The following is a 15,040-nucleotide window of genomic DNA, read 5'->3' on the forward strand; positions in this document are numbered from 1 at the left end:
CGTGTCTCCTACACCTTCTCGACCTTGACCAGGATGCACTTCGATTCGGGCGTCTGCGAGTTGCCGTCACCGATGGCGTTGGTCAGCGTATTGGCGATGTAGCCGGGTTTGGCCGCACCGAGGAAACCCCAGTGGATCGGAATGCCCACCTGGTGCACGGTCTTTCCATCGATCTGCAGGGCCTTGATGCGCTTGGTTACCATCGCAACGGCTTCGATATGGCCGCGCTTGGAACTCACGCGCACGCGGCTGCCGTTGTTGATGCCCAGCTCGTCGGCCAGTGCAGCACCGATTTCGACGAACTGTTCGGGCTGGATGATGGCGTTGAGCTTGCCGTGCTTGGTCCAGAAGTGGAAATGCTCGGTCAGGCGGTAGGTAGTGGCCACGTGCGGGAACTCGTCCGGCGAACCGATCTGGGCACGGTCGCTGGCGAACACGCGCGCGGCCGGGTTGTTGAGCGTCTGCGCCTGGCCCGGGCTGAGCGGGTTGCTGCGCAGCGGAGTATCGAAGGGCTCGTAGTGCTCCGGGAACGGGCCTTCGGCCATGCCGGCCTTGGCGAAGAAGCGCGCGATGCCTTCCGGGTTCATGATGAACGGGCCCATGCCGCCGGCCGGGTCTTCGTCGGCCTTGAAGTCCGGCACGTCCACGCTGCCCCAGTTCTTTCCGTTCCAGGCCAGCAGCGTGCGCCGCGGATCGAAGGGCTGGCCGGCCACGTCGCACGAGGCGCGGTTGTACATCACGCGGCGGTTGGCTGGCCACGCCCAGGCCCAGCCCAGCGTGTTGCCGATGCCGGTGGGGTCGCTGTTGTCACGCCGCGCCATCATGTTGCCGGTCGGGCCCCAGGCACCGATGTAGATCCAGCAGCCAGAGGAGGTGCTGCCGTCGTCGCGCAGGTCGCCGAACGCGGCCAGCTGCTCACCGGCCTTGCGCACCAGCTTGGTCGGGTCCTTCGGATCGAACACGTCGGCCAGCGCCTTGCCGTTGTATTCCATCGCCAGTTCTTCCGGCGTCGGCAGTTTCGGGTTGGAATACTTCCAGGCCAGGTCGCGCACCGGCTCCCACCACGCGCCGCCGTCCTTCTCGTACATCGCTTTGATGCGATGGAACAGCTCGGACATGATCTCGATGTCGCTGCGCGCTTCGCCCGGCGGATTGGCCCCCTTCCAGTGCCACTGCAGCCAGCGCGAGGAGTTCACCACCGCGCCGTTCTCCTCGGCGAAGGAAGTGGTCGGCAGGCGGAACACTTCGGTCTGGATCGTGCTCGGGTCGACGTCGTTCAACGCACCGTGGTTCTGCCAGAAGGCGATGGTCTCGGTTTCCAGCGGGTCCATGCTGACCATGAACTTCAGCTTGGAGAACGCACTGATCAGCTTGCCCTTGTTCGGCGCCGAGGCCAGCGGATTGAAGCCCTGGCAGATGTAGCCGTGGATCTTGCCTTCGTTCATCAGCTCGTACGCCTGCAGCATGTCGTACGGCTTGTCGAGCTTGGGCAGGTGGTCGAAGCACCAGTTGTTGTCGGCGGTGGCAGCGTCGCCCCACCACGACTTCATCAGGCTGACGTGGAACTTCGGGTAGTTCTGCCAGAACGACATCTGGTTGGCGCGCAGCGGTTTCTGCGTGCGCTTTGCGATGTAGGCGTCGTAGTCCTGCTCGTCCTGTTTCGGCAGCGTGAGGTAGCCGGGCAGCAGGTCGGACATCAGGCCGATGTCGGTCAGGCCCTGGATGTTGGAATGCCCGCGCAAGGCGTTCATGCCACCACCAGCCACGCCGATGTTGCCCAGCAGCAGCTGCACCATGGTGCCGGCACGCACGTTCTGCGCGCCGATCGAGTGCTGCGTCCACCCCAGCGCGTACAGGATGGTCATCGCCTTGTCCTTGCCGGCGGTGGACGCGATCATGTCCCAGATCTGACGGATGCTGTCGGCCGGCGTACCGCAGATGCGCTCGACCATCTCCACGGTGTAGCGCGCGTAGTGCTGCTTGAGCAGGGTGTAGACGCAGCGCGGGTCCTGCAGCGTCGGGTCGCTGCGCACGAAGCCATCGTCACCGTAGGCGTAGTCCCAACTGGAACGGTCGTAGCTGCGCTTCTCTTCGTTGTAGCCCGAATACAGGCCGTCCTTGAAGGCGAACTCGTCCTTCACCAGGAACGACATGTCGGTGTAGTTCAGCACGTACTCGTGCTGGATGCGGTCCTCGGTCAACAGGTAGTTGATCAGGCCGCCCAGGAACACGATGTCGGTACCGGTGCGGATCGGCGCGTACACGTCGGCCACCGCGGCCGAGCGGTTGAAGCGCGGATCGACCACGATCAGCCGGGCCTTGTTGTGTGCCTTGGCCTCGGTCACCCATTTGAACCCGCACGGGTGCGCCTCGGCGGCATTGCCACCCATGATCAGGATCAGGTCGGCATTCTTGATGTCGACCCAGTGATTCGTCATCGCACCACGGCCTAGCGTCGGGGCAAGACCTGCCACCGTCGGGCCGTGTCAGACACGTGCCTGGTTGTCGAATGCCAACATGCCAAGGGAGCGGACGACCTTGTGGGTCAGCACCGCGGTTTCATTGCTGGTGGCCGAGGCTGCCAGCATGCCGGTGGTCAGCCAGCGGTTGACCGTCTGCCCGGCCTCGTTCTTCTGCACGAAATTGGCATCGCGGTCTTCCTTCATCAGCCGTGCGATGCGGTCCAGTGCATCGTCCCAGCTCAGCCGCTTCCACTCGTTCGAGCCCGGCGCGCGGTACTCGGGGTAGAGCAGGCGCGACTTGCTGTGGATGATGTCGGCCAGGCCGGCACCCTTCGGGCACAGCGTGCCGCGGTTGACCGGATGGTCAGGGTCGCCTTCGATATGGAAGATGCTCGGCTCGGCGTTCTTGGCGCCATCGCCGAGGCTGTACATCAGGATGCCGCAGGCCACCGAACAGTAGGTACAGGTGTTGCGGGTCTCGGTCGCGCGGGTCAGCTTGTACTGCCTGACCTCCGCGAGCGCGATGCCGGGCGCGAAGCCCACCAGTGCCAGACTGGAGCCGACCAGGGTTGTCCCGGTCACTTTCAGGAACTGGCGGCGGCTCATCGATGGCATGCCGTTCTCCTGGGATGGCGGGGAGGCGCAGGCCTCCGGGCTGTCGTTGGGTACGGCCCGGTTATAGCACAGGCCCCCGCACGCCCATGTGGCACAAGGCCCGGCGCCTGCCGGGCGGGCGCGCAACGGGGCGGCTCTGGTAAAGTTGCGTGCCCGCACCCCGGGGAAAGCGTCTGCCGGGCCTGGTTCCAGGATGTTCCGCGCAGCCCCCGCCGTCCTGGCGCGATCCTCCGCGCCGGATCTGGAACATCGAGGAAAAATTTTGCGAAATCAACCCGTTGGATCCCCCGCATGAGCGCACCGTCGAAGCCGTCGGAGGCCGTTGCGCGCGGCACGCTGTACATCGTTGCCGCCCCGTCCGGTGCCGGCAAGAGCAGCATCGTCAATGCCACCCTGGCGCGTGACCCGCAGATCGCCCTGTCGATCTCCTTCACCTCGCGTGCGATGCGCCCGGGTGAAGTGAACGGCCAGCACTACCATTTCGTCTCTGCGGAAAAGTTCGAGGAAATGATCGCCGCCGGCGACTTCTTCGAGCATGCCTGGGTGCATGGCGACTGGAAGGGCACCGCCCGCCAATCAGTTGAACCGCAGCTGGCCGCCGGCCAGGACGTGCTGCTGGAGATCGACTGGCAGGGCGCGCAGCAGGTGCGCCAACTGGTGCCGGGCACGGTCACCGTGTTCATCCTGCCGCCGTCCAAGCAGGCCCTGCAGGACCGCATGCGCAAGCGCGGCCAGGACAGCGAGGCGGTCATCGCCCAGCGCCTGGGCGCGGCCCGTGACGAGATGCTGCACTTCAACGAGTTCGACTACGTCATCGTCAACGAGGTGTTCGACACCGCCGTCGACGAGCTGTGCGCCATCTTCACCGCCAGCCGCCTGCGCCGGGAGGCCCAGAAGGTCCGCCACGCCGGCCTGATCCAGGCCCTGTTGACCCCTGATTCGGGCGCAACTGACTGATTCCAAAAGAATCGGGTGAGGGTTGGCTTGATTTTGTCCAGCCCCTGCCAGTACACTCCGTCCCCTTTCCCTCATTCGACTGAGCGGCCGACCGGTCGCCGGGAGCCCGTATGGCCCGCATCACCGTAGAAGATTGCCTGGAAGTCGTTAACAACCGTTTCGAACTGGTCATGATGGCTTCCAAGCGTGCCCGCCAGCTCGCCAACGGCGTGCAGGCCACGCTGGACAACAGCGAGACCGAGGACAAGCCGACCGTGCTGGCGCTGCGCGAAATCGCCGCCCGCAAGATCGACAACGCGCTGATCGACGAAGTCGAGAAGGCCGAGCGTGAGCGCGCCGAGCGCGAAGCGCTGGAGTGGGCCGCCGCCGAAGTGGTCGCCGACGAAGACATGTCCAAGAACGACGATTGATCGCATCGATCAACCTCATTGCTGGATCGCCGAACAGCCCGCCCCGTGCGGGCTGTTTCGCATTCAGGATTTGCCGTAAACGTCGCGCTGGAATAGGCTTCGGGCATGAACCCAGGCCCCACTGCCAAGGTCGCCGCAGCCCCCGCTGCCGCCGTACCCGACTACGTCCTCCAGCTTGAACGCGCCGCCCATTACCTGCCGCCGGAACAGCTGCCGCTGTTGCGCCGCGCCTGGGAAGTCGGAGCCGCCGCGCACGCTGGGCAGACGCGCAAGTCGGGCGAGCCCTATATCACCCATCCGGTGGCCGTGGCCCAGGTGCTGGCCGAGCTCGGCCTGGACGTGGAAGCGCTGATCGCCGCGATCCTGCACGACACCATCGAAGACACCCCGCTGACCCGTGAGGCGCTGGCTGCCGAGTTCGGCGAAGCCGTGGCCGAACTGGTCGACGGCGTGACCAAGCTGGACAAGCTGAAGTTCCGCGACCGCCAGGAAGCGGCCGCCGAGAGCTTCCGCAAGATGCTGCTGGCAATGTCGCGCGACCTGCGCGTGATCATGATCAAGCTGGCCGATCGCCTGCACAACATGCGCACGCTGGGCGCGCAGAGCCGCGAAGCGCGCGGCCGCATCGCCCGCGAGACGCTGGAGATCTATGCGCCCATCGCCCAGCGCCTGGGCATGAGCCTGGTCAAGAGCGAGTTGCAGAACCTGGGCTTCAAGGCGCTGTATCCGTGGCGCCACGCGATCCTGGAAAAGCACATCCGCAGCCAGCCGGTGGTACGCCGTGAAGCGCTGGCACAGGTGGAAGTTCAGCTGTCGCAGCGGCTGGCGAAGGAAGGCATCGAGCACCGCCTGGTCAGCCGCATCAAGACGCCGTGGAGCATCTACAACAAGATGCGCGACGAGAACAAATCCTTCGACCAGGTGATGGACGTGTTCGGCTTCCGCCTGGTCGTGCGCAGCGTGCCCAGCTGCTACCACGCGCTGGGGTCGGTGCATGCCACCTTCAAGCCGCTGGATGGCCGCTTCCGCGATTTCATCGCCATTCCCAAGGCCAATGGTTACCAGTCGCTGCACACGGTGCTGTTCGGGCCGTATGGCTCGCCGATCGAAGTGCAGATCCGTACCGAGGAAATGGACCTGATCGCCGAACGCGGCGTGGCCGCGCACTGGACCTACAAGTTCGGCGGCGATTCACCCAACAGTGCGCAGAGCCGTGCGCACGCCTGGATCGTCGAACTGATCGATTCGCAGCGTGCTGCCGGTTCCTCGCTGGAGTTCCTCGACAACGTCAAGGTCGACCTGTTCCCGGACGAGGTCTACCTGTTCACCCCGAAGGGCAAGATCCTGGCGCTGCCGCGCAACTCCACCGCGCTCGATTTCGCCTACGCCGTGCATACCGACGTCGGCAACATGGCCGTGGCCTCGCGCGTGGACAAGAAACTGGTGCCGCTGCGTACCAAGCTGGTGTCGGGCCAGTCGGTGGAGATCATCACCGCACGCTCGGCCACGCCGAAACCGCAGTGGCTGGAATTCGTGGTCACCAGCAAGGCGCGCACCGCCATCCGCCACCAGCTCAAGCAGCTGGAGCACGAGGACGCCGTGCAGCTGGGCCACCGCATGCTGGACCGCGCGCTGGAAGCGATGGATTCGTCGCTGGAACGGCTGCCGAAGGGGCGCCTGGATGCGTTCCTGGCCGAGCATCGTTTCCCACGCCTGGAGGCGCTGCTGGCCGAGGTCGCACTGGGCAACTGGATGCCGACCCAGGCCGCGCAGGCGCTGATGGCCTACGCCGAACTGCGTGGCGGCCCGCATTCGCGCCACCACTCGCAGGAAAAGATCCTGATCAACGGCAGCGAGCGCGGCGTGGTCACCTTCGCCGGCTGCTGCCAGCCGATTCCCGGCGACGAGATCATGGGCTACCACACCGCCGGCAAGGGCATCGTGGTGCACCGCATGGACTGCCCGAACCTGGCCGAGCTGCGCAAGTCGCCCGAGCGCTGGGTGCCGATCGGCTGGGACACCACCGTTTCCGGCGACTACGACACCTCGCTGGTGGTGGAAGTGGAGAACGGCACCGGCGTGCTGGCGCAGCTGGCCGCCGCCATCGCGCAGAGCCACTCCAACATCGAGCGCGTGGATTACCTGGACCGCGACTTCAACGCCGCCGTGCTGGCGTTCAACATCCAGGTACGCGACCGCAACCACCTGGCCGAAGTGATGCGCCGCCTGCGCCGCCTGTCGGTCGTGCAGTCGGTACGCCGCCAGTAGAGCCACGCCATGGGTGGATGCTTTCTTTAGAGCCGAGCCCATGCTCGGCTGCTCCAGCCCGAGGCAGCCGAGCATGGGCTCGGCTCTACAGACGGCGCATCACATGACCGGATTGCCGTAGATCCACGCCATGCGTGGATGCACCCCCACCCGGTACAATCACCGCTCTGTTTTCCCCCAACCCACCGGAGCGACCATGTCCCGCCAGATCATCAACACCGAAAAGGCTCCCGCCGCCATCGGCCCGTACTCGCAGGCCGTGCGCGCCGGCAACACCGTGTACTTCTCCGGCCAGATCCCGCTCGACCCGGCCACCGGCGACATCGTCGGCGCCGGTGACGTCGAAGCACAGGCCCGCCGCGCCTTCGACAACCTCAAGGCCGTGGCCGAAGCTGCTGGCGGCTCGCTGGACAAGGTCGTGCGCCTGGGCCTGTACCTGACCGACCTGGGCGAGTTCGCCAAGGTCAACGCGGTCATGCAGGACTACTTCCAGGCCCCGTACCCGGCCCGTTCCACCATCGAAGTCTCCGGCCTGCCGAAGGGCGCCAACTTCGAGGTCGACGCGGTGATGGTCATCGACTGACCGCCACGTGGCACGCAAGGCGGCGGTCACCCCGGTCCTGTCACCGTCCGGCGAAGCATCCCTGGCGATGCTCGCGGGCGTCGGTCCGGCCGTGGCCGCCAAACTGCAGGCGCGTGGCCTGGCCACCCTGCAGGATCTCTGGCTTCATCTGCCACTGCGCTATGAAGACCGCACCCGGCTGACCCGCATCGAAGACCTGCGCAACGGCGTGCCGGCGCAGGTGGAAGGGCGGGTGGTCGCGGTCGAGCGCGGCATGCGCTACCGGCCGATGCTGAAGGTGGCAGTGGAAGACGAAGGGCAGGGCACCCTGGTGCTGCGCTTCTTCCATTTCCGCCAGCAGCAGGTCGGCCAGTTCGCGGTCGGCAACCGGCTGCGCTGCTTCGGCACGCCCAAGCCGGGCCAGCTCGGCCTGGAAATCGTCCACCCCAGCTACCAGGTACTGGGCCGCAACGACGATCCCGAACTCGGTGACCGCCTCGACCCGGTGTATCCCACCGTCGAAGGCGTCGGCCCGATGACCATGCGCAAGCTGATCGGCCAGGCGCTGGACCGCCTGCCCGAGGAAGGCACGCTGGAACTGCTGCCCAGCGGCTGGCTCGATGGCCTCGGCCTGCCGTCGCTGCGCAGTGCGCTGCTGACCGTGCACCGGCCGCCGCCGGATGCCGACCTGGCCGCACTGGCCGCCGGCACTCATCCAGCGCAGCGTCGCCTGGCGATGGAAGAGCTGCTGGCCCACCACCTCAGCCTGCGTCGCCAGCGCATCGCGCTGCAGGCGCACCATGCACCGCCGCTGGCCGGCCCCGGCAAGCTGGCCAAGGCATTGCTGAAGCAGCTGCCGTTCGCCCTGACCGGCGCACAGGCGCGCGTGTTCAAGCAGATCCGCGAGGACCTCGCGCGCCCCAGCCCGATGCTGCGGCTGGTGCAGGGCGATGTCGGCTCCGGCAAGACCGTGGTCGCCGCGCTGGCGGCGATGCTGGCGGTGGAGCAGGGTAAGCAGGTCGCATTGGCCGCCCCCACCGAACTGCTGGCCGAGCAACATCTCAACAATCTGCGCGGCTGGCTGGAACCGCTCGGCGTGCGCATCGCCTGGCTGGCCGGCAAGGTCACCGGCAAGGCGCGCGCGAAGGTGATGGAGCAGGTCGCCAGCGGCGAAGCGCAGGTGGTGGTCGGCACCCACGCGCTGATGCAGGAGGCGGTGGTGTTCCAGGATCTGGCACTGGCCATCGTCGACGAGCAGCACCGCTTCGGCGTGCACCAGCGCTTGGCCCTGCGCGACAAGGGCGCAGGCGGCAACAGCGTGCCGCACCAGCTGGTGATGACCGCAACGCCCATTCCGCGCACGCTGGCGATGTCCGAGTACGCAGACCTGGATGTCTCGGCCATCGACGAACTGCCGCCGGGCCGCACCCCGGTGCAGACCGTCGCATTGAACAACGATCGTCGCCCGGAGCTGATCGAGCGCATCGCCCTGGCCTGCCAGGAAGGGCGGCAGGTGTACTGGGTGTGCACGCTCATCGAGGAAAGCGAAGAGCTGGATGCCACGCCCGCGCAGGCCACCTACGAATCGCTGCAGGCGCTGTTGCCCGGCGTACGCGTGGGGCTGGTGCATGGCCGCCTGAAAGCCGCCGAGAAGCTGGCGACGATGGTCGCGTTCAAGGCCGGCGACATCGATCTGCTGGTGGCGACCACGGTGATTGAAGTGGGCGTGGATGTGCCGAACGCCTCGCTGATGGTGATCGAGAACGCCGAGCGCCTCGGCCTGGCCCAGCTGCACCAGCTGCGCGGCCGCGTCGGTCGTGGTTCGGCGGTATCGCGCTGCGTGCTGCTGTACCAGGCACCGCTCTCGCAGATGGCACGCGAGCGCCTGCAGACCATGCGCGAAACCAACGATGGTTTCGTCATTGCCGAAAAGGATCTGGAACTGCGCGGCCCCGGCGAACTGCTGGGTACGCGGCAGACCGGCCTGGCCGGTTTCCGCATCGCCGATCTGGCCCGCGATGCCGGCCTGCTGCCCGGCGTGCACGACCTGGCCGAGCGCCTGCTGGCCCAGCAACCCACGCTGGCCGACCGCGTGGTGCAGCGCTGGATCGGCACCGCCGTGCGTTACGCCTCGGCCTGATCCCTGTAGAGCCGAGCCCATGCTCGGCTGCCGTTCGCGCTGCGCGCGTGAATCGAGCATGGCTCGACTCTACAGACATCGCTTTCGATCATTTCCATGTTCATCCACGCATTGCGTGGATGTGTCGACCAAGGTCGACACCTACCAACAGCGGTAGCGATCTGTCGAAGGCGGGGTGGGTCCGGTTGCGGGGGTGTCCGCGGCATGGATGCCGCGGCCAAGCCCCCATGGACGGGTTCACGGCGTCCCCCGCCACCGGACCCACCCCGCCATACCCCAGGAAACCAGCTTTCGACGTTGCTGTTGCCGTTGCCGTTGCTCCTGCCTCTGCGGGTGCAGGGCGCAGCCCTGCCAGAACCCCAACACCCCGTACTTGCAACGGTCATCATCCCGGTCCACACTTCGTTGCCGATCTGAAGACGGCAACGATGACCCACAAGATCCCGCTGTTGATCGACACCGACCCCGGTGTGGACGACGCCCTGGCCCTGCTGATGGCCTTCGCCGATGAACGGCACGACGTGGTCGCCCTGACCATCGCCGCCGGCAATGTCGGCCTCGAATACACCGTCCGCAACGCCCTCAAGCTCTGCGACATCGTCGGCCGCGCCGACGTGCCGGTGTTTGCCGGCAGCCCGGATCCGCTGCTGCATCCCTCCGTTGACGCTGCCCACGTGCATGGCCGTGACGGCTACGGCGACGTGGACCTGCCGCCGCCGAGCCGCCAGGCCGAAGCCGAGCACGCCGCGCTGGCCATCCTGCGCCTGTCGCACGAGCACGCCGGCGAACTGATGCTGGTGATGCTCGGCCCGCTGACCAACCTCGCACTGGCGCTGAAGCTGGACCCGACCCTGCCACAGCGCATCAAGCGCATCGTGGTGATGGGCGGCGCGGTCACCTGCCACGGCAACATCACCCCGGCGGCCGAATTCAACATCGCGTTCGATCCGGAAGCGGCGCACGTGGTGTTCACCTCGTTCAAGCACCTGCTGGTGTCGGACTGGGAGGCTACCGTCGCCCATGGCCTGCCGCTGCAGGACGCCGAGAAGTGGCTGCAGGCCGATTCCGATCGCGCCCGTTTCTACGAGCTGATCTCGCGCAAGACCCGTGGCCTGTCCGAAGACAGCAAGGGCGGCCGCTGGTACACCGCCGATGCGGTGGCCATGGCCTGGGCGCTGAACCCGGAAGGGCAGCTGCGGGTCGAGTCGCGCCCGCTGAACGTGGAACTGAACGGTACGTTCAGCCGCGGTGCCACCATCGTCGACTGGAACCGCCAGACCGGCCAGCCGGACAACTGCGATCTGCTGATGGCCTACGACCAGCAGCGTTTCGAGGCCCTGGTGCGCCAGGCCCTGGGCGCGGACTGAAGCCGATTGACCCGCACCGGTTGCCCCGAGCGGCAACCGGTGCTTATAATGCCGCTCTTGACCACCAGCCCATTTACGGTGTGAGCCCATGAAGGCCGATATCCATCCGAACTACCGCGACGTCGTCTTCCATGACGTCACCTCCGATTTCAAGATCCTGACCCGCTCGACCATGGCGACGAAGGAAACCATCAAGTGGGAAGACGGCAACGACTACCCGCTGGTGAAGGTTGAAATTTCCTCGGCTTCGCACCCGTTCTACACGGGCAAGCACAAGGTCATCGACACCTCGGGCCGTATCGACAAGTTCCAGAAGCGCTACGCGCGCTGATCTGTCGATCCAGCTTCGAACCGACGGCCGCGCTCTGCGCGGCCGTTTGTTTTTCCCCAACGCCAACCCAACGGGCGTTTGGATGGACGGAACACTGCGTTCGTGTGACAACACTTTTGCCGATCCGGGCCGCTCAACGGCCGGCGTCTGGCCGCCTGTCGTATACGACTTCTGTCTAGCGCCGGGCAAATGCTGCTGTGCGATAATGACCTGATCCCCGGCACAGGCCGAGGACGTCATTCACGTGCCTGACCAATGCGCTTGGGCAGGCGCCTTCCCATGAAGGAGCGCACACAGTGTCCGATCTTGATCAGGTCACGCTCAACGCCGGCGATAAGTCGGTCGTTCTGCCCGTCATCAAACCCACCCTTGGCAACGACTGCGTCGACATCGCGAAGCTGACCAAGGAAACGGGGTATTTCACCTACGATTCCGGCTTCACCGCGACGGCCAGCTGCAAGTCCGCCATCACCTACATCGACGGCGACAAGGGCGTGCTGCTGTACCGCGGCTACCCGATCGAACAGCTGTCGGAAAAGTCGAGCTACGTCGAAGTGGCCTACCTGCTGATCAACGGCGAGCGCCCGAGCGCCGAGCAGCTGAAGGCCTTCACCGATGAGCTGGCTGCCGAAGCCAACGTCGACGATTCGATCAACACCCTGATCGGCAGCTTCGCCAAGGATGCCCATCCGATGGCGATCCTGACCGCCGCCATCGCGCAGCTGTCGGGCATCTATCACGCCTCGCTGGACCTGTCCGACGCCGAACAGCGCCGCCGGGCTGCCGTGCGCCTGATCGCCAAGGTGCCGACCCTGTCGGCGCTGATCTACCGCCACGGCAAGGGCCTGCCGGCCAACAAGCCGGACACCTCGCTGGACTATGTCAGCCGCTTCCTGAAGCAGACCTTCGAGTCAGCTGACGGCCAGTACGATCTGAACCCGGACGTGGTCAAGGCGCTGGACCTGCTGTTCATCCTGCACGCCGACCACGAGCAGAACGCCTCGACCTCGACCGTGCGCCTGGTCGGTTCGACCGGTGCCAACCCGTACGCGTCGGTCGCCGCTGGCGTCACCGCGCTGTGGGGTCCGGCCCACGGCGGTGCCAACGAAGCCGTGCTGAAGATGCTGGAAGAGATCGGCACTGCCGACAACGTCGAGTCCGCCGTGGTCAAGGCCAAGGACAAGACCTCCGGCTTCCGCCTGATGGGCTTCGGCCACCGCGTCTACAAGAACTTCGACCCGCGCGCCAAGGTCATCGGCGAGATGACCAGCAAGGTGCTCAAGCAGCTGGGCGTGCAGGATCCGCTGCTGGACGTGGCCGTGAAGCTGGAACAGGCCGCGCTGCAGGACGAGTACTTCGTCGCCCGCAAGCTGTACCCGAACGTCGATTTCTACAGCGGCATCATCTACAAGGCGCTGCAGATCCCGACCGAGATGTTCACCGTCATGTTCGCCCTGGGCCGTACCTCCGGCTGGGTGTCGCATTGGCTGGAACAGCAGGTTGATCCGGAAATGAAGATCGGCCGTCCGCGCCAGGTCTACACCGGCAGCGACGTGCGCGACTACCAGGGCTGATCGCCCGCGTAGGTTGTGCTGAGAACGCCCCGCATCCGCGGGGCGTTTTTTTTTGCGCGGACCTGGTAGGTGCGGACCGTTGGTCCGCACGATTTCGGCGCCCGCGAAAAACCATCCACGCATGGCGTGGATCTACCACCGCATCCGCCTTCGGTAGGTGCCAACCTTGGTTGGCACGCGCTTCATCGCGCAAAGACCGCGTGATTCAGGGGTCTCGCCAGCTTCACGACCGCTCGCGCAGCCTCAGGACGCCAGCTGCATCCGCAGCACTTGAAATGGAGCGTCCATCCCGATGAGTACCCGATTCGACCCACCCGAGCGCGGCCCGCTTGGTCCCGACGTCGCCACTGTCGTCACCGCCCCCATCGTCGCCCCTCCCAGCGAAAGCGCCGTTTCCTGGGGCGCGATCTTCGCAGGTGCCGCCGCTGCCGCCGCACTCTCCCTCATCCTGCTCATCCTCGGTGTCGGCCTTGGCCTCTCCTCGGTGTCGCCGTGGTCGTTCGAAGGCGTCAGCAAGGAAACCTTCGGCTGGTCCAGCATCGCCTGGCTCACCTTCACCGCACTGGCCGCATCGGGTCTGGGCGGCTATCTGGCCGGCCGCCTGCGCACCAAGTGGACGCAGATCCATGGCGATGAAACCTATTTCCGCGATACCGCGCACGGCTTCGTGTCGTGGGCCGTGGCCACGCTGCTGACTGCGGGCCTGCTGACCTCGGCCATCGGCGGCGTGCTCGGCACGGGCGCGAAGGTGGCGGGTGCCACTGCAGGCGCCGCTGCATCCACGGCCGGCGTTGCGGCCGCAGGTGCCGGTAGCGCCGCCGGCGCGGCTCCGGAAGGCGACCTCAACTACTGGGTCGATTCGCTGTTCCGCAGCGCGACCAGCGCAGGGCCGTCTGATCCGACAGCGCCGCCGCCGGGTGCGCCGATGGATCCGAATGCTCCCTCGCCGCCGCCGCCGGCCGCTAGTGTCGGCCCGCGCGACGCGCGCATGGGTCCGCCGCCACGCCCGATGCCGGGCAACGGCCCGGTGGGCGACCGCCGCGAAGTCCGCGCCGAAGTGAACCGCATCATCGTCAACAGCCTGCAGGGCGAGGGCTTGGACCCGGCCGACAGCCAGTACCTCTCGCAGCTGATCGCGCGCGAGACCGGCATGAGCCCGGCCGAAGCGCAGGCCCGTGTGACCGATGTGCAGACGCGCATGCGTGCCGCGCTGGAGAAGGCAAAGACCACCGCCAAGCAGGCGGCCGACGATGCCCGCAAGGCCGCAGCGTATGCCGCGCTGTGGCTGTTCATCACCCTGCTGATCGGCGCGTTCTTCGCCAGCCTCAGCGCCACCTGGGGCGGCCGCCGCCGCGACCTTTGAACGAGGAGACCCGAGATGAAAATGATTCTGCTCTGGCTGTTGGGCGTGCCGATTCCGCTGCTGATCCTGTACGCAATCTTCTTCTGAGATTGCATCGTTGAGTGGGACCCGTCAGGCCGCCGCACGGCGGCCTGATGCCATCCCGTCGTGCGTGAGCATGTGTCTGCAGCGTCGAGTCCTGCTCGACGCTACAAAAGCAAGACGCGGCAGCTGAACTACGACTGCGCATACCGGCTCGGCGAACACCCCAGCGCACGCCGGAAGGCCGCGGAAAATCCGCTCGGAATGGATGCTGAAAGAGGCGTCGGGTCCACGATGAATGGTTTCTGACATGGGATGTCGTTTTCACATCTTTTCGGAGTTATTGCATGGGCGTCACAGTCGAGGCGAAGGAAGCTGTGGGCACTTATCCCTGCATGGACAACACCATGAACCGACGACTCACCCTTGCGCTCATCGCCACCACGTTGAGCCTGCTCAGCGCTGGGGCCTTTGCCCAGTACACCGGCCCGGGCGCCACCCATGCCGTCACCACGGTTGCCGAGGCGCGCGCCCAGCGTGACGATCAGCCGGTGGTTTTGCGGGGCACGCTGGTGGCCAGGATCGGCCACGAGCGCTACCGCTTCAAGGACGCCACCGGCGAGATCGATGTGGAAATCGACGACAAGGATCTGCCCAGCCACCAGGCCGTCAGCGCGACCACCGTGGTGGAGCTGCACGGTGAGGTGGATACGCACCGCTTCAAGCCCACCGACATCGACGTGGAGTACGTCGCCGTGGTGCCTGCGCATTGAAGGTCGTTCGCGATTTCTACACGTAGCGTCGAGCCGTGCTCGACTCATGCGCACACGGTGCGCCTCAAGCGACAGTCGAGTATCGCTCGACGCCACAAATGCAACGCAATGAGGTTTCTTGCATTCAAGTCGTGAGGAAATTTGCATAATCCTCAAACATTGAAAGCCCTCAAGAATTCTTCTTAACGTCCAGCTAT

The 15,040-nt window shown here is 65.9% G+C and carries 11 protein-coding genes; 10 read left to right on the forward strand and 1 reads right to left on the reverse strand.

All coding sequences use genetic code 11. The features are described 5' to 3' along the window. Positions 1 to 8 precede the first annotated feature (8 nt). Positions 9 to 3,077 carry a formate dehydrogenase-N subunit alpha gene (gene fdnG, locus AC5P8D_RS14660; RefSeq protein WP_495203445.1) on the reverse strand — a complete coding sequence of 1,023 codons (3,069 nt, stop codon included), beginning with the start codon at positions 3,075 to 3,077 and terminating at the stop codon, positions 9 to 11. Between the two features lie 291 nt (positions 3,078 to 3,368). Between fdnG and gmk the strand changes: the two genes are divergently transcribed. The 10 genes from gmk to AC5P8D_RS14710 all read left to right on the forward strand — a co-directional run bounded on the left by gmk (position 3,369) and on the right by AC5P8D_RS14710 (position 14,843). Then, positions 3,369 to 4,034, forward strand: a complete 666-nt coding sequence (gmk, locus tag AC5P8D_RS14665; protein WP_010484044.1) for a guanylate kinase — start codon at positions 3,369 to 3,371, stop codon at positions 4,032 to 4,034. A 110-nt stretch (positions 4,035 to 4,144) separates the two neighbouring features. After that, a complete protein-coding gene (gene rpoZ, locus AC5P8D_RS14670; protein ID WP_005410877.1) occupies positions 4,145 to 4,444 on the forward strand; it encodes a DNA-directed RNA polymerase subunit omega in 300 nt (99 codons plus the stop codon). Positions 4,445 to 4,549: 105 nt separating this feature from the next. Further along, entirely contained in the window at positions 4,550 to 6,712 is a 2,163-nt protein-coding gene (locus tag AC5P8D_RS14675) for a RelA/SpoT family protein (protein WP_010484045.1), read from the forward strand. A gap of 196 nt (positions 6,713 to 6,908) precedes the next feature. Continuing rightward, a complete protein-coding gene (locus AC5P8D_RS14680; RefSeq protein WP_005410875.1) occupies positions 6,909 to 7,295 on the forward strand; it encodes a RidA family protein in 387 nt (128 codons plus the stop codon). Between the two features lie 7 nt (positions 7,296 to 7,302). After that, a complete protein-coding gene (recG, locus tag AC5P8D_RS14685; RefSeq protein ID WP_164193015.1) occupies positions 7,303 to 9,414 on the forward strand; it encodes an ATP-dependent DNA helicase RecG in 2,112 nt (703 codons plus the stop codon). 428 nt (positions 9,415 to 9,842) lie between these two features. After that, positions 9,843 to 10,781, forward strand: a complete 939-nt coding sequence (locus AC5P8D_RS14690) for a nucleoside hydrolase (protein ID WP_010484048.1) — start codon at positions 9,843 to 9,845, stop codon at positions 10,779 to 10,781. A gap of 88 nt (positions 10,782 to 10,869) precedes the next feature. Beyond that, entirely contained in the window at positions 10,870 to 11,112 is a 243-nt protein-coding gene (locus AC5P8D_RS14695) for a type B 50S ribosomal protein L31 (protein WP_010484049.1), read from the forward strand. Between the two features lie 296 nt (positions 11,113 to 11,408). Next, the gene (locus tag AC5P8D_RS14700) at positions 11,409 to 12,686 is read left to right on the forward strand and encodes a citrate synthase (RefSeq protein WP_495203446.1); all 1,278 of its coding nucleotides are present in this window, start codon (positions 11,409 to 11,411) and stop codon (positions 12,684 to 12,686) included. Between the two features lie 292 nt (positions 12,687 to 12,978). Beyond that, on the forward strand, positions 12,979 to 14,049 hold the full coding sequence (locus tag AC5P8D_RS14705) for a hypothetical protein (protein WP_329759958.1): 1,071 nt from the start codon (positions 12,979 to 12,981) through the stop codon (positions 14,047 to 14,049). A gap of 428 nt (positions 14,050 to 14,477) precedes the next feature. After that, positions 14,478 to 14,843 carry a NirD/YgiW/YdeI family stress tolerance protein gene (locus AC5P8D_RS14710; protein ID WP_029379914.1) on the forward strand — a complete coding sequence of 122 codons (366 nt, stop codon included), beginning with the start codon at positions 14,478 to 14,480 and terminating at the stop codon, positions 14,841 to 14,843. Positions 14,844 to 15,040 lie beyond the last annotated feature (197 nt).

The sequence above is a fragment of the Stenotrophomonas sp. YJH_SMC_101-4 genome (assembly GCF_059370395.1).